Annotated in this window: 14 protein-coding genes and 2 tRNA genes; 8 read left to right on the top strand and 8 right to left on the bottom strand. The window is 31.3% G+C overall.

All coding sequences use genetic code 11. The features are described from left to right. Positions 1–55: 55 nt before the first annotated feature. The 3 genes from ACFQ1R_RS06820 to ACFQ1R_RS06810 are packed head-to-tail and all read right to left on the bottom strand — an operon-like array spanning position 56 to position 3,934. Positions 56–457, bottom strand: a complete 402-nt coding sequence (locus ACFQ1R_RS06820; protein ID WP_379925389.1) for a c-type cytochrome — start codon at positions 455–457, stop codon at positions 56–58. 12 nt (positions 458–469) lie between these two features. Beyond that, positions 470–1,594, bottom strand: a complete 1,125-nt coding sequence (locus tag ACFQ1R_RS06815) for a PQQ-dependent sugar dehydrogenase (protein ID WP_379925388.1) — start codon at positions 1,592–1,594, stop codon at positions 470–472. Positions 1,595–1,618: 24 nt separating this feature from the next. Then, entirely contained in the window at positions 1,619–3,934 is a 2,316-nt protein-coding gene (locus tag ACFQ1R_RS06810) for a TonB-dependent receptor (protein WP_379925387.1), read from the bottom strand. Positions 3,935–4,068: 134 nt separating this feature from the next. On the opposite strand from ACFQ1R_RS06810, the gene ACFQ1R_RS06805 reads away from it, so the two are divergent. Together ACFQ1R_RS06805 and ACFQ1R_RS06800 are read left to right on the top strand one after the other, a co-directional pair. Beyond that, positions 4,069–4,143: transfer RNA gene (locus tag ACFQ1R_RS06805), tRNA-Pro, on the top strand. Between the two features lie 225 nt (positions 4,144–4,368). Then, positions 4,369–5,634 (top strand): site-specific integrase, encoded by a 1,266-nt coding sequence (locus ACFQ1R_RS06800; RefSeq protein WP_379925385.1) that lies wholly within the window; start codon positions 4,369–4,371, stop codon positions 5,632–5,634. 115 nt (positions 5,635–5,749) lie between these two features. Here the strand turns inward: ACFQ1R_RS06800 and ACFQ1R_RS06795 are convergent, their stop codons facing one another. Further along, on the bottom strand, positions 5,750–5,965 hold the full coding sequence (locus ACFQ1R_RS06795) for a helix-turn-helix domain-containing protein (protein WP_379925384.1): 216 nt from the start codon (positions 5,963–5,965) through the stop codon (positions 5,750–5,752). Positions 5,966–6,121: 156 nt separating this feature from the next. Here ACFQ1R_RS06795 and ACFQ1R_RS06790 point away from each other — a divergent pair, with 156 nt between their 5' ends. Both ACFQ1R_RS06790 and ACFQ1R_RS06785 read left to right on the top strand, forming a co-directional pair. Then, on the top strand, positions 6,122–7,006 hold the full coding sequence (locus tag ACFQ1R_RS06790; protein WP_379925383.1) for a hypothetical protein: 885 nt from the start codon (positions 6,122–6,124) through the stop codon (positions 7,004–7,006). A 14-nt stretch (positions 7,007–7,020) separates the two neighbouring features. Next, positions 7,021–7,383, top strand: coding sequence for a hypothetical protein (locus tag ACFQ1R_RS06785; RefSeq protein ID WP_379925382.1), 363 nt, complete (start codon positions 7,021–7,023; stop codon positions 7,381–7,383). 570 nt (positions 7,384–7,953) lie between these two features. Here the strand turns inward: ACFQ1R_RS06785 and ACFQ1R_RS06780 are convergent. Both ACFQ1R_RS06780 and ACFQ1R_RS06775 read right to left on the bottom strand, forming a co-directional pair. Then, on the bottom strand, positions 7,954–9,996 hold the full coding sequence (locus tag ACFQ1R_RS06780) for a hypothetical protein (RefSeq protein ID WP_379925381.1): 2,043 nt from the start codon (positions 9,994–9,996) through the stop codon (positions 7,954–7,956). Positions 9,997–10,047: 51 nt separating this feature from the next. Further along, a complete protein-coding gene (locus tag ACFQ1R_RS06775) occupies positions 10,048–12,198 on the bottom strand; it encodes an alpha/beta hydrolase-fold protein (RefSeq protein ID WP_379925380.1) in 2,151 nt (716 codons plus the stop codon). Positions 12,199–12,868: 670 nt separating this feature from the next. Here ACFQ1R_RS06775 and ACFQ1R_RS06770 point away from each other — a divergent pair. The 4 genes from ACFQ1R_RS06770 to ACFQ1R_RS06755 all read left to right on the top strand — a co-directional run bounded on the left by ACFQ1R_RS06770 (position 12,869) and on the right by ACFQ1R_RS06755 (position 16,628). After that, positions 12,869–13,486: a hypothetical protein gene (locus ACFQ1R_RS06770; protein ID WP_379925379.1), complete on the top strand. Its 618-nt coding sequence runs from the start codon at positions 12,869–12,871 to the stop codon at positions 13,484–13,486. A gap of 58 nt (positions 13,487–13,544) precedes the next feature. After that, positions 13,545–15,008, top strand: coding sequence for a hypothetical protein (locus ACFQ1R_RS06765; protein ID WP_379925378.1), 1,464 nt, complete (start codon positions 13,545–13,547; stop codon positions 15,006–15,008). An 84-nt stretch (positions 15,009–15,092) separates the two neighbouring features. Then, positions 15,093–16,088: a M23 family metallopeptidase gene (locus tag ACFQ1R_RS06760; protein WP_379925377.1), complete on the top strand. Its 996-nt coding sequence runs from the start codon at positions 15,093–15,095 to the stop codon at positions 16,086–16,088. A gap of 6 nt (positions 16,089–16,094) precedes the next feature. Then, positions 16,095–16,628, top strand: a complete 534-nt coding sequence (locus tag ACFQ1R_RS06755; protein ID WP_379925375.1) for a hypothetical protein — start codon at positions 16,095–16,097, stop codon at positions 16,626–16,628. A gap of 581 nt (positions 16,629–17,209) precedes the next feature. Here the strand turns inward: ACFQ1R_RS06755 and ACFQ1R_RS06750 are convergent. Together ACFQ1R_RS06750 and trxB are read right to left on the bottom strand one after the other, a co-directional pair. Continuing rightward, positions 17,210–17,283: transfer RNA gene (locus tag ACFQ1R_RS06750), tRNA-Pro, on the bottom strand. A 104-nt stretch (positions 17,284–17,387) separates the two neighbouring features. Continuing rightward, the gene (gene trxB / locus ACFQ1R_RS06745; RefSeq protein ID WP_379925374.1) at positions 17,388–18,368 is read right to left on the bottom strand and encodes a thioredoxin-disulfide reductase; all 981 of its coding nucleotides are present in this window, start codon (positions 18,366–18,368) and stop codon (positions 17,388–17,390) included. Positions 18,369–18,458 lie beyond the last annotated feature (90 nt).

Below are 18,458 nucleotides of genomic sequence, written 5' to 3'. Positions count from 1 at the left end.
TTAATTAGGCGTTACAAAGTTAGTTAAATGCAAGTCAATTAATGAGACTCTTGTTTTATTTTTTAACTTTTGAAACTTCGGCTTCGGTTACTATTTTGTCGTTTTTATTGCCCCAAGTGTTCGAAATGTAATTCATAACATCGGCAATTTCATCATCACTTAACCCTAACGGCGTCATAACACTATTGTATTTTTTTCCGTTAACGGTAATGCTTCCTTGAAGTCCAAATTTTATAGCTTTAATACTTGCTTCTCGGTTCTTTTTTAGATAATCTGAATTTGCTAGAGGTGGATAAACACGTTCTACGCCTTTTCCATTAGGTAAATGGCATGATACACAGAAATCGGTATAAATTTCTTGACCTCTAGCGATACTTGATTTTAAAGCATTTGTTTGTGAACTACCTATAATTACGAATGAAAATGAAATAAATAAGCTTAATAAAAATGATTTCATATATTGATTTTTTTAATTTTTTGGAATAATTTTAAAAATACCTTTTCCTTCAACTGCTACATAAATATAGCCATCTGGAGCTTGAACAATATCTCTAACACGACCAATTTTTTCTAATAGTTTTTCGCGTTTAACTACCTTGCCATTTTCAAAAACTAAACGTTCTAGATATTCAAATTTGAGTGAACCAACTAATAAATCGCCTTTCCAATCAGGATATCTATCTGAGGTTATAAAATCCATTCCGCTAGGTGCAATAGATGGAACCCAATAAAATAGTGGTTGTTCCATGCCTTCTTTTTCTGAAATATCTGTAAATGAAGTACCATCATAGTTAATACCGTATGATATGACTTGCCAACCATAATTTTTTCCTTTTTGGATGATGTTTATCTCATCGCCACCTTTAGGGCCATGTTCATGCTCCCAAATTTCTTCAGTAAAAGGGTTTTTTATTAAGCCTTGCGGGTTTCTATTACCATAAGTGTAAATGGCTTTTTTAGCATTTGGAACATTAACGAATGGGTTATCTTCAGGAATGCGACCATCATCATGTAGTCTGTATATTTTACCACAATCGCGAGTAATATCTTGTGCGTTAAGCGAGCCTTCACCACGTTCACCAATAGAAAAGTAAAGATAACCATCGTTATCAAACTCTATTCTAGAACCAAAATGCTGACCTCTTTTAGAGTTGGGACTGGCTTTGTAAAGTAGTTCTTTGTCAACCAAAGTATTGTCTTTTAGTTTACCACGCATAATGGCTGTATTACCACCATCACCTTCACCTTCTGCAGAAGCGTAAGCAAAATAAATCCAGCCATTAGTTTCGTAATTTGGATGTAATTTAATGCCCATAAAACCACCTTGCCCACGTACATAAACTTCTGGAACACCCAAAATTGAAGTTTTTGTACCGTTTTTGAAGTGAATAAGTTCGCCTGCTTTTTCAGTAATTAGCATGCTGCCATCTGGCAAAAAGGCTATTCCCCAAGGTATATTTATATCGGAAACAACTAATTCTGTCGTGTAGTTTATAGTGGTTGGATCTTCAGCTTTTACTGTAGATTCGGTTTGTTGTGCGCAAGCAAAACAAGACATAAAAATGATTGATAAAATAAAAAGACCATGTTTCATAATTTCTTTTTGCCCTAAATTTAGTTAAAACATATAAATTATATTAATTCCTGTGTAATAATTTGTTGGATTGCCTGGGTAATAATATCGTGGAGCAGCACCGCCAAAACCAGTAGCATTAATAAGAATTTGCGAAGCGTAATGTTTGTTAAAAACATTGTCTAAACCAAAATAAGCATTTAGTTTTAGCTTTGAGTTGATACTGTGTTTGTAGCCTATTTTTGTGTTTGTTAAACTGTAATCTTTAGTAAAAAGTGAGTTGTTATCTGTTATAGGAATACTGCCAACAAACTGATAGTTTACTGTGGTGTATACGCCAAATTTAGTTTCAAAGTCTATACCAGTATTTAAAACTTCAGAAGGTACGCCTGTTAGTTTATTTCCAGAGAAATCAGTTTCATTATCAACAAATTCTTTGAACTTGAAATCGTTTAGTGTATATGAAATATAATGATTCAAAGAAACAGTTTCATGTTGTATCCATTGGTATTTCACAACCATTTCTAAACCATTATGTTGTGTTTTTCCAGCATTTACACCAATAAATTGGTCGTTACCTGTTCTTCTAGCAACTAAAAGATTTTTAACAGCCATTTTATACAATGCTAAGTTAAGTTGTAAACGGTTGTTGAAGAATGTTGAGCGAGTACCAACTTCAAAATTCCAACCAGTTTCTGGTTTTATGTTAGGGTTTATCAATCCTTCGGGTAGTAAAGTTTCTGCTGTTGAAGGTGGTGAAAAACCATGACTTACATTAGAATAAAAGCTTATATTTTCAGTAAAAAGATGCGATATACCTAATTTTGGCGACAGCATGCCTTTGAAGCTATAAGAGCCTGATTGGTCTGGGTTTTCATCAGTTAAAAATTTATCATATAAGTTGTAAGAAGTTTTATTGAAATTTAATCCTAAAGACACTGTAGTTTTTTCAGAAGTATTATAGTTGGTTTCAAAAAACAGGTTGTAGTAGGTTCGTTTTTCTTTTAAATCTGCAAATTTATCGCCTTTAACACTACCAGTTCCAGCAGGATAACTTTGATATAAGTTTTCAAAATTTCTAGATTTATAAGTGTCTTTAAATAATTCACCACCAAGTGTCCAATTTAGTTTATTAATTGTTCCTAAAATACGACTTCTAATACCAATAGCGTTTGTGTTTTCTGTTAATATATCAAAAGGTCTTGGTTCATAAGCTTTTTTAAAAGATGAAAAAATACTGGTAGCTTGCTTTATGTTACTGTTGTATTGATGATTCCAAGAAACACCCAAAATACCACGTTTAGAATCTTCATAACCTTTTGATTGTGCCCATGTAAATGCAGCCGATTTAGGGTTGTTTAAATAGTTAGTTTCATTTATAGAACTTGGTATAAACCCTTTTAAATTAACAAAACTAGCCAATAATGTAATGTCGTCTTTATTACTTATAAAGTGGTTAGTGTTTATGGTAAAGGTTTTTCGGTTGTATTCATTATTCGCTCTGTAGCCATCACTATGTGTGTTGCTATAAATGGCTCTAAAACTATTTTTTGTAGTACCATGGTTCACATTTAGTACACCTTTCATTAACCCAAAAGATCCAAAAGAAATATCACTTTGTATACTGGTTTGATTTAAATAGGCGTTTTGAGGAATAAGGTGAATTGTGCCACCTAAACCAGCACCGTAAATACTAGAACCAGCACCTTTTATAATTTCAAAACGCGAAATGGAACCCAATTCAAAATCTTCAATTGAAGTTTCTCCATTACCAGAAGTTAAAGGTATATCTTGAAAATATGCACGAATTTTTGAAGTGCCATACAAATTTCTAGAACCTATACCTCTAATAGAAATTTTGTTAGTGTTTAAAGCACCCGATTGCATAAAAATACTCGGCACTCTATTTAAAATATCAAGAACATTAGTAGTATTACCACGTTCAATATCTTTAGTAGTAATAAGATCTATGGTTGTATTAGATTTTTTTAATTTTTGAGCAATATGGTTAGTGCTTACAATAACCTCATTTAAATTTGAAGGACTAATTTCTAATTGAATAATTATGTATTCAGCTTTTGAAATTTCAATTTCTTTTTCTTCATAACCAGCTTTTGAAAAATTGTAAAATCCTGTATTTTGAAATTCAAATAAACCTAGGTTGTTTGATGTTGATGTTGTATTGTTTTGAACGTTTTTAACTATTACGTTGGCTATTGGTGTGCCGCTTTCACTATCAATAATTTTGCCTTTTAAAATTTGTTGAGAATGCGTATACAATATGCTAATTAAAAAAACACCTGATAACAGCGTTTTTTTTAAAATGAGAGAATTAAGTCGGGTCATTTTAAATTTTGGCATATTAAGATTTGGTTTTAATTAGCTATAGTTGTCCAGAAAAGGTTAAATATAGATTTTTTAAAATTATATTAAATATTTAGTTTGTATATTATTTAAAAAAGTATATTTGCATCCCGTTAGAATAGAACTAACTTCGGGGTGTAGCGTAGCCCGGTTATCGCGCCTGCTTTGGGAGCAGGAGGTCGCAGGTTCGAATCCTGCCACCCCGACGAACCTAGAAATAGGAAGTATCAAAACACTGTTAATTGTATGATTATCAGTGTTTTTTGTTTTTAGGTATTTTGTTTGATGGCAAATAAAAACAATTTAACTCAATAAAAAGGTGTGCAATCAGGTGTGCACTTTCTCACCAAAATTGTCGTAAATTTAAAGAGCATTTAAAAGCAATTTGACTTTCGTTTTTTCAAAAAAATGTCAAACTAAAGCCGTTAAAAATGCAGACAAACAGCACCTTTTCAATTATTTTCTTCACAAGAAAATCAAGAAGCAGCGCGAACGAGCTATCTATCTACGTTCGCATTACAGTCAATGGACGACGTTCAGAAATTAGCCTTAAAAGAACCGTTCTCATTAGAGAATGGGACAGTTCGAAAAATAGGGGACGTGGAAGCACTTATAAAATAAGAGTTCTGAACTCTTATTTGGACCAGTTATATAGTCAATTATTAGACTGCCATAAACAGTTGTTGGAAGAATCCAAAATCATTACCGCCAATGCCATTAAATCAAGATACTTGGGAGAAGACGATAACCATAAAAGTTTAAAAGAACTGATTGCTTACCACAATACCAATATGGTCAGCGTTTTAAAACACGGTACGATGAAAAATTATACTACTACGGAAAAGTATTTGGATAAATTCCTAAGCCAAAAACTAAAAACAAATGACATTTATTTAAAGCAACTTAACTACCGTTTTATAAGCGATTTCGAACAGTATTTGCGAACTTACAAAAACGCTAAGAAAAAGCTTATGCTCAGCAATAATGGTGTAATGAAACATTTGGAGCGTTTCAAGAAAATGATAAATCTAGCGGTAAAATTGGAATGGATACCAAAGAACCCGTTCAACCAATTTCAATTGAAGTTTGACAAGTATGATAGGGCATACCTAACGGGAAGGGAACTGGAGTTATTAGAAAATACATATTATAAAAATGAACGCTTAGAAAGAGTAAAGGATTGCTTTATTTTTTCCTGTTATACAGGATTGTCCTATGTAGATGTTAAAGAGCTTACAACAAAGCAAATCACTCGGGGTATAGACAACAACCATTGGATATTTACCAAACGGGAAAAGACGGACGAAACGGTAAAAGTCCCTATTTTGCCTAAAGCAATGGAAATATTGGAAAAGTATAAAGATATTTCAGAAAACAACTATGGAGAATCCTTGTTGCCTTTGAGCTCCAACCAAAAAACCAATGCCTACCTAAAGGAAATAGCAAATGACTGCGGTATAAACAAGAACCTAACCTTTCATGTTGCCAGACATACTTTTGCCACAACCGTCATGCTTTCGAACGGTGTACCCATAGAAACGGTATCGAAGCTTCTAGGGCATGCTAAATTATCAACCACACAGGTATATGCTAGGGTAGTAGAAACAAAAATAAGTGAGGATATAAGTAACCTATTGCAGCGATTTAAAACCAAAAAGCTACAATCAGAAATACAAACCAAAACCACTATTTTTTAAGGCTAAAATAGAATTCCCTTTCAATACACTCTTCACAAAAAGACGGGAGTGTATTGAAAGAGAATTTATTATAAATATCATTCAATTAATAAACACAAAATTTTAATAATATATGTTAATTAGAAAGCTTGATATCTTTACAAACTTCTTTTAGCATTTCACAAGGATTAACTTCTATCGCTAAAGCGATTTTATAAAGTTCATCAACTCGAAATTTAGTTCTTGGATTGTTAGATAATTCGTTAAGTCTTGTAGTATTAATTCCTGTTTTTCTAGAAACATCTGATCGGTTAATTGATCTTCTAGATAAATATAGTCCAAGCTCGGTCATTGTTACTTTTTTAGGAATATAAATTTACCTATTAAGAACATCTATTACAATTTTATTATAAAATTCTAGTTATTATTTACTTTTTTTAAAATAAATATTCCTATATTAGTAACAAATATATATAAATTAGGAATATTAATTTTTAAGATTATAGAAGTGTCAGCAAAAACATCAACAAAATTTCCTTTACAAACGGAACTTTTAGTCCTTTTACAAAGTTTGATACCATTGCATTCAGTATATATCATTCATATGAATACGTGCAAAAGCAAGCACCTAACTTATTTATCACCAAAAGACAAACAAATTTATTTGGAAGCAGTGTACACTTTATTACTTGTAGGTGATAAAACACTCCAGAAAGACCTTGATGATTTTATGGAAGAAATGTATAACAAAATGGAGCAGCGTTGCAAGGTTTGTGTAATATATGTAACCTTGTCTAACCTCATGGAAAGGATTGATATTGGCGATAATTTTTTAACCCGGACTATAAAAGAAACACCCTGTATGTATAAACAAGATAATGTGTTGTCAAGATATAGCCAATACGGGTTGATGTATCATGTGTCAATATACAAAGAGATTAAAACCATTTGGAAGCACCGTATGAAACGGGCAAAATATTTGTTCTCGGTTATTGATGTCATCCATGACGATGAAGAACCTTTATCGAAGCTTGCGGTACTCCATAATGCGATGGAACAAATATGTTTGGGACTTTTGTATGTGTTTTGGGAATTTAAGCCCCATCATTATGCCCTGTCCTATTTATTACACTTGTGCAGCACTTTTACTTCTCTGCCCAATAACATATTTTTCCAAACGACTTTTGGTGTACAACGCCAGTATTATATGCTTTGTAACGCATCTGAAATCATACAATTTAAAGGCACAAATGGAGCATATGATTTTGGATTAAAGGATGTGGACAAGGTTTTAAAACGCTGTAAGCAGTTCTTAAAGGAGTCCCACCAAATAGGAGAAACTCAACTGAAACATTTAAAAGAAGTCCACTGTGAAGCTCATACTCCGATATAATTAAATCCTAGCTGATGAAAACAAAAAACAAAAACCATAAACAAGACAAGGAAACATTGGAAACAGTCTTTAGGTTATTGAACCCTCGAGAGCGTAAATACTATAGTAGGGAGGGCAACCCTGTTATGCAGGAAGTGACCTTTGAAGTAACTGACAATGGTGAACTGCGTTATATTATATCTTGTCTGTTAAGGACATGTATTTTGGCTTTGGACAGTGAGAATGACTTTGCATCACCCAGACTGAACAATTGTTCCAAGGAACTGACCATAGCAACCGTATTGGAACTGGTTGATAGTATATTGCCCGATTCACAGTTGGTAAGCTATGATGCCATTGAAAAACTATTATTGTCAAAAAGACAAAGACAGGGATAAAGGCATTGAATTTAGAATGTTTCCAAAAGAAGTTACAAATTAATACTTTTTACGAATTAAAAGCCCCAACATCTATCGAGCTAATACTATGAAGTGTTTTTGGAGAATTCAGGGCTGAAATTTGATTTATTAGTAAAAAAAAATTATTGATTTCACTGGGCTGAGCCTATTTTCGTAAAAATGAATTTTTAAATTCTCATAAAGACTTTCAGAAACTCAAAACAGCCCAAAATGTAACAAAATGGATTCAAAGCCTGCTTTTTCACGGAATAATTCTTTGATTTTATTGACTTACGAGCGTTTTTCCGTGAAAAATGATTAGAACTTAATTCATTTAAAGCATCAAAACTATTGAAAACTAAGGGGTTAAAAAAAGTAACATCGCTTTAGCGTGTTACCCTCTTGCTTTTCCCTTAGCTTTTCCCTTAGTTTTACAATCACGCTTATATAGAGAATTTTTTATAATAGTAAGTTCTTGTAATTAGTAACTTTATATCGAGGGAAAACTTTCTGTAATTATAATTTTAATGAATCAATTTTAATTTTTTTGAAAAAAACACATACATGAATTTAATTTTCTACTTTTTCAAGTATTTCATTTATGTCAGAAACACCAAACCAAAATTGATTTCCAGCACTATCAAACGAAAAAACATTTTCTTCTTTACCTTTGGTTAGGTTCTTTAAAATATATAAGCCATTTTTAGGTAAATTATCATATTTAAGTACTGTATCATTAGCTATTTCTTTTCTTATACTCTTCCAACCTTTATCATACTGCATAAATTCATATTCTTCTCCAATATTGATATGATTATCATCATTTCTAGCTTGAATTTGAAATCCAGATACAAATTGATTTTTAGATATTTCAAAAGCTATATTTAAATTTTTGTATTCGATATAAGTTAAAGGGTCATCATCTAAAACTTTAAACAACCTATCGGTTGTTTCCAAGCCATTGTACGCCAAATCTAAATTCTCAAAAGGTTTTCCATGTTCATCTAGTAAATTAAAATTAGCTAATTGGATAAGAACATCGTTATCACTAATCAATCTATAATATTTGTACTTTTGTTTTTCATTAAAATAAAATTTTATTTTTTGTGAAGTACAAAAATTTTCAATTTTATAAATATCATTAAAATCTTGGTCATCTAAAGTATTAGATCCTTGAATTTTGCAATAGTTTAATGTTTTAAGTCTGTCAAGTTTAACATTAATATGAGGAAAGAAAGGAGGGTATTTTCTAAGTACAAATGAAGTTTTATTTAGGGGAGATTTATTATCCAACATGATTAAGTTTCCTTTAAAATCTAGATAAAAAGGATAGTTAATTAATTTCAAATCCTTATTTTCTAATATTGCAATGGAATATAATATACCCCTGCCAACGTTATTAAAAGTTACTGTTTCATTACTATAGGTATAATTATCATCAACGATAGCCCATTGTTTTTGATTATCATAAACACATAATTTAAAATCTTCATTAAAGTTAGATTCAAAACTGTTTTTAACATGTACATTAGAGGTTAGGCGATAAACATAAGTCACATCTTGTATAGGTAAAAGTTCTAAAGTTTCTTCATCTATCTTTATAAAGTTATTTCTAAATATTTTTGGCATACTACCAACCATAAATATTTTTTTAGATGTAGAATTTGAATAACTATCCACGCTAACCTGAATAGGGAATGTCTCATCTTTGATTTTTAAAAATACCCATGCATGACCTGACGCATGATGAAAATTTCCCCAATGACTAATATAATCCTCTCCAGCAGCAAAACCCAAAGACCTAAAAAGCATAACAAAGTAATTTACAATATCGTCACAACGTCCAAACTGAAGTTTTTCAATTTGGGTTAACGATAATAGACCGTTTAGTTTCTTTAATAAACTTTGACCTCCATCAAGATTCAAATCATCATAAATTCTTTCAATAATTATATCCAAGGGCTTTGTTTTAAGAGAGTCATAAACCCAAGAATATTTTTTGTATAGCTCTTTTCTTTTTGTAAGTTCAAGAGGTTCACTACTAACTCTATATGGTAGCACATATTTAACAAAATCTTCAAAATTAGACTGGTATTTTTTAGGTAATTTATTGTGAGCTTCAAAAGCTAACTCAATATTTTCAATTAAAAAGTCAGATTTCAGAATGTCTATATCGCTTATTAAAGCATGCTTCTTCCCTCGATTTAATTGATATACTGATGCAGAAGCCTTCTCAAATGTTTTCCGAACAAAATCTCTAATTTTTTTTTCTTCAATACCATCTTCCATTTGTTTCAATCTTTCATTGTGCAAAAAATCAATTAAATCATTATAATCTTCATAATTATTTTTAAAGGAATGAAAAGAGATGTTAGAAATCAAACTGCTTGCGGCTTTAAACTTTAATGTGTCTGATTTAAAGTGTTCTAAAACTTTAATGAACTCAGCTTTATTGTTACCTGCTTTTGATAGCGTGAGATTTACACTTTTGGTATAATTGCTACTTGTTTGAGCATATAACGAACAAGAACTTAATACTAAAAAAAGTAAAAAATAATGTAGATTTTGAAGAGACAATAGCTTAGAAGTAATATTGAAGGTATAAGATGGCATAAAAAAATAGATTAAAATTTGATAAAAAAATATAATTGATAATAAAGTTGGTTACATGATTTTTTTGTTAAAAAAATAAACAAGTATATCGTCTAATTGTTCTTGCCATACACTCCACTCATGATTGGCACCTTCAACTCGATTTATTTTTAAATTATAGCCTTTGTTTTTTAAAATTTGAATAAATGGAATATCTTGTTTTTCTGTGTCTTTACCTGTGCCATAACTCAAATACATCTTGAAATCTTTTTTTGGCTTCATGTAAAATGAATTATAAATATCCTTACATGGATGAAATGCTGGCGACTGCATGATAACATTTTTAAACGTATTTGGAGCGTTATCAGCAATATAAGCTGCCGCTAAACCTCCAAATGAAACACCCATTATACTTCTATCATTAGGATGGTTACTTACGGTATATAACTTTTCAATGGTTGGTATAAATTCATTAGTGAAAAAACTTACGAATAAAGGATTGCATAAAAATAGTTCTTGCCTGATGTTTCTCCAATTTTCTTTTTCATCTCTTGGTTCTAAAAAAACGGCTACAACTGGTTCTATGATATCATTTGATATTAAGCTATCTAGCACTTTGGGAAGTGACGCTTTTTTGATATAATTATCACCATCATTAATATAAATGACAGGTAATTTTTTATTTACCTTATATAGTGGTGGTAAATAGATTTTATAGAGCAAAGATTTATTTAAAACAGTACTCTTTATTATTTTTAAATTGGATAAGCTCCCTTTTATATTTGTATTGCCAGTGCGTGAATAGTTCTCAACATATTTTGAAGCTGTTTTTTTGAATTTTTCAATTTCTTTTGAAGGGATTTTTACAGGAAGATTGATAATTTCTTTGGATAGTTCAAACACTTCTTTATGACGGTTAAATTTATGTAGGAACATTAACAGATCCATTCTGGGTTCGTATCGATACGGTTCTACATGAATATTAAATCTAAATATCGTTTCGGCTTTTTTGTAATCGCCTTCTTTTATATAGCAAAAAGCAAGTTGTTTACCTATTTTGGGAGCATAGCTTTTTTTAAAAGCTTTTTCCATATGTGCTATACCCTCGTTTTTGAAACCATTATCGTAAAGCTTTTTTCCTAAAATATATTCAGAAAATAAATTATCATCTGTTGATTTATTTAAGCAAACAACCTTTTTTACATCTAAAGAATCATTAATAATGCTATAGTCCTTAAATTTTTTTTGATTGATAGTTTTTGTAGAGACTGCATATAATCCGAGACAACCTGCAAAAAAGACAACTGCTAAAGTTATGTTCTTTAACGAAAATGGGAGTTTTATAGAAAATAGATTAAGCTCTCCAAATTTCAGTATTAAAGCAAATCCTAAAAGCCCAACAGACATTATATATGGATTATGTATAGGGGAATTGAACATGGCAAAAATGCAGAGTGTTACAAAAAGCCCGAGTCCAATTCTTGTTTCAGGTGTTATTTTAAGTTTTTTAAATACAAAAATAACTAGAGCTAACAGAACTATTAAAACCAATACCCCCAATTCAAAAGCAATCAATAAATAATCATTAAAGGCAGAAAATGAGTAAATAGCTATTTTCATGTCACCCCATGGTCTGGGTTGCTCTATAAAATAATCGGCTTTTGCTTTATTGTATTTACCAGCAAAGGTAAAAAGCCCATGACCTTTTATTGGCTGCTTCATTATTTCTTGTAAAGTTATTTGTGTTGTAAAAGCACGTCCGTTAACAGATTCTGGTTTTAGAGCATATAAGTATTTACTCCCAAAAAAGCATAGAAAAACTATAATTAATGAGCCAAAAACAAGTTTTGGAACAGAAAGTTTTTTTATTGAAGTAATGACTTTTTTAGAAGTGAAGGCTAACACTGTTAACGCCACCAGTATTGACAACCACGTACCTCTTGAATTGGACAGTATGATAAGTATGGTAAACAGTAATATTCCAAAAAAGCATAGGACAAAAAGAATGTTTTTTTTGGTTTTAATAATGAATAGATACCAAATTAAAATAATAAAACCAAACCCCAAATAAACTCCAAAAAAATTAGGAGTTCTAAAACTACCTAATAATTTAAAAAAATCATTCTTTCCGTTTAGTACATCGAAATATTGTAAAATGCCAATTAAGGATTGGATAAGACAAGTGAAAATAATTAAAAGCAATATAAAGTGTACTGATAACATGGGTTTACCTTGGGTTTCTAACATCCAACGAAACATATAGAATATAAAAAAATAGCCAATATAGAGCCATAGCATATAGTAATATAAAGAGGCACTGGAATAGAAACAAAAATGAAATACGGCATATAAAAATAAGGTCAAAACGCCTATGTCAAATAATGAAGCCTTTTTAAGGGATAATTTTGAATAAGTTGGCTTACATAACATCCAGAAAGCAAGTATACTTATAAAGCTTATTCTTAATTGAGACGTATTAAATTGAAAAAAAATGGTTAAGAATAAGGGGGATACAAATAAAAGTACTATAAAAATACCGTCCAGTAATATCGTTTTTTTTTTATGCTTTGAAATTGACTCTTCTTTCATTAAAGATAATTAGGTTTAGTAAGTTAAACTATATCTTAAGATAAAGGTTTAACTACAGTAAATTAAAGTTATTTCTTTTTAAAAAACACTTTTTTTATAAAAAAGTATGATTAATTCTAAGTGTAATCTATGTTTTTACGGTTTCCCCGTATTTTGTATACGACAAAACCGCAATTCAAATTAAAAAAGAATATGTATAATTGCACTTGTTAATATTGTAAGATAAAAATTTAGTCATTTAAAAACTTATCTTACTTAATATAGAGCAAACTAATTAAACCATCAACAACTAAACTACCAAAAGATGAAAAGAAAAACGCAAATTGTATTCATAATCTTATTAGGTTTATTCCTAAATGTGACTGCCCAATCAAACAATAACACCGAATTGGAAGTGCTTGTAGAAAGAGCTAAAAAGGCTGGATTGGATAATGATAGGATTATCAAATTTTTAGATCTGATTAAACAAAAAGAAGCTGCTCTCTTGGAAATCAAGAACAGCAGTAAAGATGAATCGATTTATGGAATATTAGAATCTCCCATGCAAAAAACCAATACAGAAGTAAAAATGGAATTTGCAAAAAATTTGGCAAATCTTATTAGTAAAGAAGAATACCTTTCAATTCTTGAAGAAGAGATTAAGCAAGCAGCAACTAAGGAGGCTACAAAGGAAATGAACAACGTGCTAAAAGCTCATGAATTAACTGATGACCAGAAAAAGAAAGTTTATGCACTTATAGCACATTATTACCTAAACCAGTCGGTAACCAAAGCCTATTATTTATACGATAAAAAGCTAAAAGAACAGAAGTTGAGTGCTTTAAGGTTTTATTTTGAGAAAAACTATAAAAAACTAATGGAAAGCTTTGGAATAGAATTAGGAATTTCAAAAAAAGTGGACACAAATACTTTTCAGTATTAAGCTTTATCCTCTTCAGCTTATAATCCAACCAACTAATTTCAATTAAATTATATTATCGATGAAAAAATTCATGTATCTCTTTTTTCATTTTTCTTTAGTTGTATTTGCATTAAATGCACAGGAAGATTGTGAAAAAAACTTAGAAAAAGCCAATAGTATATTATTAAAAAAATCACCTTTCGGGCAGCAAAACACCTTATTTGCATTAGTAGAACCTTGTGCTTTACAAGGTGATGCCAAAGCAGAAAACTATTTAGGCATGTTTTACTTAAATGGTATTCAAACCAAAAAAGATATAAATAAAGCATTTTACTATATATCAAGTGCTGCACATAAAGCGTATCCAGAAGCCCAATATAATTTAGGAAGGCTTTACAAATATGGCATGGGCTGTGAGCTTAGTTTTGCTAAAGCCATGGAATGGTTTGAAAAAGCAACAGAAAACGGTAGCCAAAGAGCAGCATACACCTTGGGCTATATGTACTTTAAAGGTTATGGAGTAACACAGGATTACCAAAAAGCCGTGTATTGGTTTAACCAAAGTACCGATGTTATGGCAGTCCACTTTTTAGGCTTATGTTATTATTTAGGTTATGGCGTGCCTGCCGATGAAAATAAAGCTCTAGAGTTTTTACTGAACAACAATACGGTAAATAGTAAAACACTTGCAAAATACATACAAGCACAACAAAAAGAAAAGAACGAGGTCGCTATAGAAGCAACAATGCAAACTAATATAGAAGTGGATTCTACCTATATACAACCCGAAGTGATTTCAGAAATTAATATAGAAACCTATCAGGAAACTTTAACAAAAGAAATGGTTGCTGGTGAATGGATTGGGAAGCTTGTACAATACGATTGGTCTGGGAAAACTATAGAACGCATTGTGCCAATATCAATTAATTTTGATGCTTCTGGCAATACTGCAATTGGTATAAAAGCATCCATTAATGGTCAGGAAAAAACAGCTTCGGCACAATGGCAAGATGGTAATATCTATATAGATACCAATTTAAGCTTTGCTATGGATAGATTATACCCGGATAATCCCAACGAGTTAAGCTTAGATTATACGGTTTTTACATTAGTCCTTCAACAAAAGGAACTATTGGGTACTACGTATTTAACGGGAACAGTTGACACTTTTATAGAATCTTGGACAGAATATGGGCAACCCATGAGTTTGGTTCTAAGACCAAAAGACTCAGTAGATGCCTTGGATACTGAAATACTAGAAGCACTTGCAGCCCAAGAAAACCAATTTATTAAGCTTTATCCTGTACCGTTCAATAATAGTCTAACAGTACAGTATCAACTGGAAACCGCTAGCGAGGTGTTTGTAGAATTGGTTGGTTTGCATACAGCGCAGCATATAAGCATACTGCCAAATACCACACAGCAAGCAGGCGAATACACCTACACCATACCCATAGACAGTAGTTTGCCCGAAGGGTACTATGTAGTAAGGATTATTGCGGGCAACCAAATTTACACCCGAATGATTGTTAAAAGCAACTAATACAAAATTGATATGAAAAATTATACTAAATTAGCTTTTAAAAATTTTTTACTTTTAGGGTTGTTTTTTTGTTTGGGGTGTAATTTGGGAATTGCCCAAGATTACAGTGAAGCAGGAGATGATTGGGGAGTGGATGATTGGATTAGTTGGGCAGAAGATAATGATATTGATTACGATGTATTTACTGACCCTAATGATTATATATATGATGTTAATAATGACGATGACGTTACCAATGATGTTTACGATTGGAATGATGATGGAGTTATTGATGTTTATGACGCAGCAATTCAAACTAATTATGGTCAAAATTTTGATGAAATGGTAATTATTGGAAGTTCTTCTAATAGTGATGATGAATGTATTTCTTGTGCCTGCGACCCATATTATTGTCCACCAGTTACAGATCCAGATCCAGAAGAAGAAACATGCCCCAGTGGGGATGCTTGTGAATGCTTTGGTATAGGATGTATGGATTATAACAATTGTGAAAATGATAGCGATGGTGATGGTATAAATAACTGCATAGATGATTGTTTTGGTGTAAAAGATAATTGTGGTGTTTGTGGTGGCGATGGCAGTAGTTGTGTGAATGATAAGCCATGTAAAGGAGATCCTGTAAAGAACCCTGAGGTTGCTGCACAAAAAAATTCTGGGATTAATGGAGGGAAATTTGGATATACTAGATCAGGAGGCAAACAATTTCATGGAGGGCTGGATATAAAAAACTCCTATGGATCACCAGTTTATGCTATGTTTGATGGTCATGCCCAAGCGACCGCTTTAATTCCAAAAGCAGGTTATGTAGTTTATCAAACAGCTATTGTAAATGGTGAAAACATATCTATTCAATATTTTCATTTACAGGAAAATAATAGAGTTACTGGGGATGTAAAAGCTGGAGATATAATAGGTTATCAAGGTGATTCAGGGAATTTAGGTAACGCAATTAGTCAAGGGCTATCTGTTTCTCATGTACATATTAAGATTAAGAATAGTAGTGGAACAGCACTAAACCCTGAAAACTATTTGGCCACTAAATTTGACTCCAGTGGTAAACCAATTAATAATTGTAATTAAATAAATATGAAAAAAATAATTTTAAATTCAGCAATTCAACTTTTGTTTTTATTTTCTTTAAGTTGTACTTCACAAACTTTTAATCTATTAACATATCAAGAATATGTTAATATAAAAATAGATGGAGTAACGTTTTTAAATATTAACAATACAAATGCGGATATTACTCAAATGAATTCAATTTTTAACAGAACATTTGGATACGAAGTAATTGAAATACCTGATAGTTATAAAAGATTTTCAAAAGACGGATTAAACATTACCTTTTTAAAAAGTAGCCAAGGAACAAATCAAAATTATGAAATAGCTGAGATTGAAGTGATATCTCCTGATATTTCAGTGGAAATAAAAGGTGTTTTGTTTAAAGTAGGTGATACGGTTAGTGTATTGGGAAGTAATTTTGTTACAAATTCAGAATCTGGAGATATAATTATTAAAATAAATCCTAATAGTAATACATTCTTTACTCCTGAAGAAAATTACGTTTTAGTGGAATTAACTAACAGTATTATAACAAAGATATCACTTCAAGGGTTATAAAACTTACAAGTTATGCTAATATTGTAACTTAAAAAAATGTAAGTTATGATGTATTTCTTGATTGATTAAATTTGTACTTTTATTACATTAAAAACAATCAAATTAAATTACATCGATGTTCTTTTGAAGTTTAGTGTACAATTAGGTGAGCACAAAAAGGTAAAAACCGCAATAAATCAGTAGTATTGGGGGATTAGGAGATTTTGAATTAAGTCTGCCACCCCGACAATATCAGAATTAATAACAAATAAAACCTTGGTAATTTAATTATTATCAAGGTTTTGTGTTTTAAAATGTTCGGTTAATTTGTTTTTGTTTGGTGAAAAAGTGACCTATTCGGTTACTAATACTAAAAAGCCATAAAAAAGGTAACCGAATGATTTGATTTGACTTTTGTTTTTAATGTTTAATTTAAAAATGAAAGATTATAACACATTCAAACACCTTTACTATCCTGTTTTGGCTAAAACTGGCAAGTGCCAAAAACAAAAAAGCTCCACTTTATGCCAGAATTACGGTGTGCGGTAAGTGTTCTGAAATCTCGCAACCTTTTTCATATACAATATAGTAAGTCTATTTTGTCGGGATGACAGGATTTGAACCTGCGACCACACGACCCCCAGCCGTGTACGCTACCAGACTGCGCCACATCCCGTTTAAAACTGTTTTCAAAGAAAACACATTTTATTAAATTTTAAAAAACAATTAATAAAAAAAGCCGAAGCAAATACTTCGGCTTCAAACTTTAATTTTTATAATCTAATTGTAATTAGATGTAGATACTTCAAAAGTTGAATCTTTTGCTGCTAAATAGCGTTCTGCATCTAAAGCCGCCATACAACCAGTTCCTGCAGCTGTAACTGCCTGTCTATAAACGTGGTCTGCAGCATCACCAGAAACAAAAACTCCTTCAATATTTGTTTTTGATGTTCCAGGTACATTTATAATATAACCTGTTTCATCTAAATTTAAAAAATCTTTAAAAATATCGGTATTTGGTTTATGCCCTATGGCTACAAAAAATCCAGTTGCAGGAATTTCAGTTAATTCACCTGTTATATTATTTTTAGCTCGAACACCTGTTACAACTTGTCCGTCGCCTAAAACCTCATCGGTTTCGGTATTAAACAGTATTTCTATATTAGCTGTTTTTTTAACACGTTCTGCCATAATTTTTGATGCTCTAAACTCATCACGTCTTACTAACATAGTTACCTTTTTACAAAGTTTTGATAAGTAATGTGCTTCTTCACAGGCGGAATCTCCTGCACCAACAATTACTACTTCTTGATTTCTATAAAAGAAGCCATCACAAACAGCACATGCCGAAACACCACCACCTAATTTTAAATATTTCTGTTCAGAATCTAAACCTAAATATTTAGCAGATGCGCCTGTTGATATAATTACAGTTTCGCAATGTATTTCTTTGGTATCATTTACCCAAACTTTATGTATATCGCCTGAAAAATCTACTTTAGTTATCCAACCATCGCGTACATCAGTTTCAAAGCGCTCTGCCTGTTTTTGTAACTCCATCATCATTTCTGGTCCTGTTATACCTGTTGGATATCCTGGAAAATTTTCAACTTCATTAGTTGTTGTTAATTGACCTCCTGGTTGTGTTCCTTGATATAAAACGGGGTTCATATTTGCTCTGGCAGCATAAATGGCTGCTGTGTATCCTGCCGGACCAGAACCTATTATTAAGCATTTTACTTTTTCTATTGTATCTGACATAATTGCTATTAATTATTAATCATAACAAAAGTAGAATTTTTGGTTTAAAACTTTCACTAAAATTATCAAAAGATATTATCATACCATAAT

The organism is Mariniflexile jejuense (assembly GCF_042675665.1).
GTDB classification, from domain to species: Bacteria; Bacteroidota; Bacteroidia; order Flavobacteriales; family Flavobacteriaceae; genus Mariniflexile; species Mariniflexile jejuense.
This window is presented reverse-complemented; position numbering and strand designations above follow the sequence as displayed.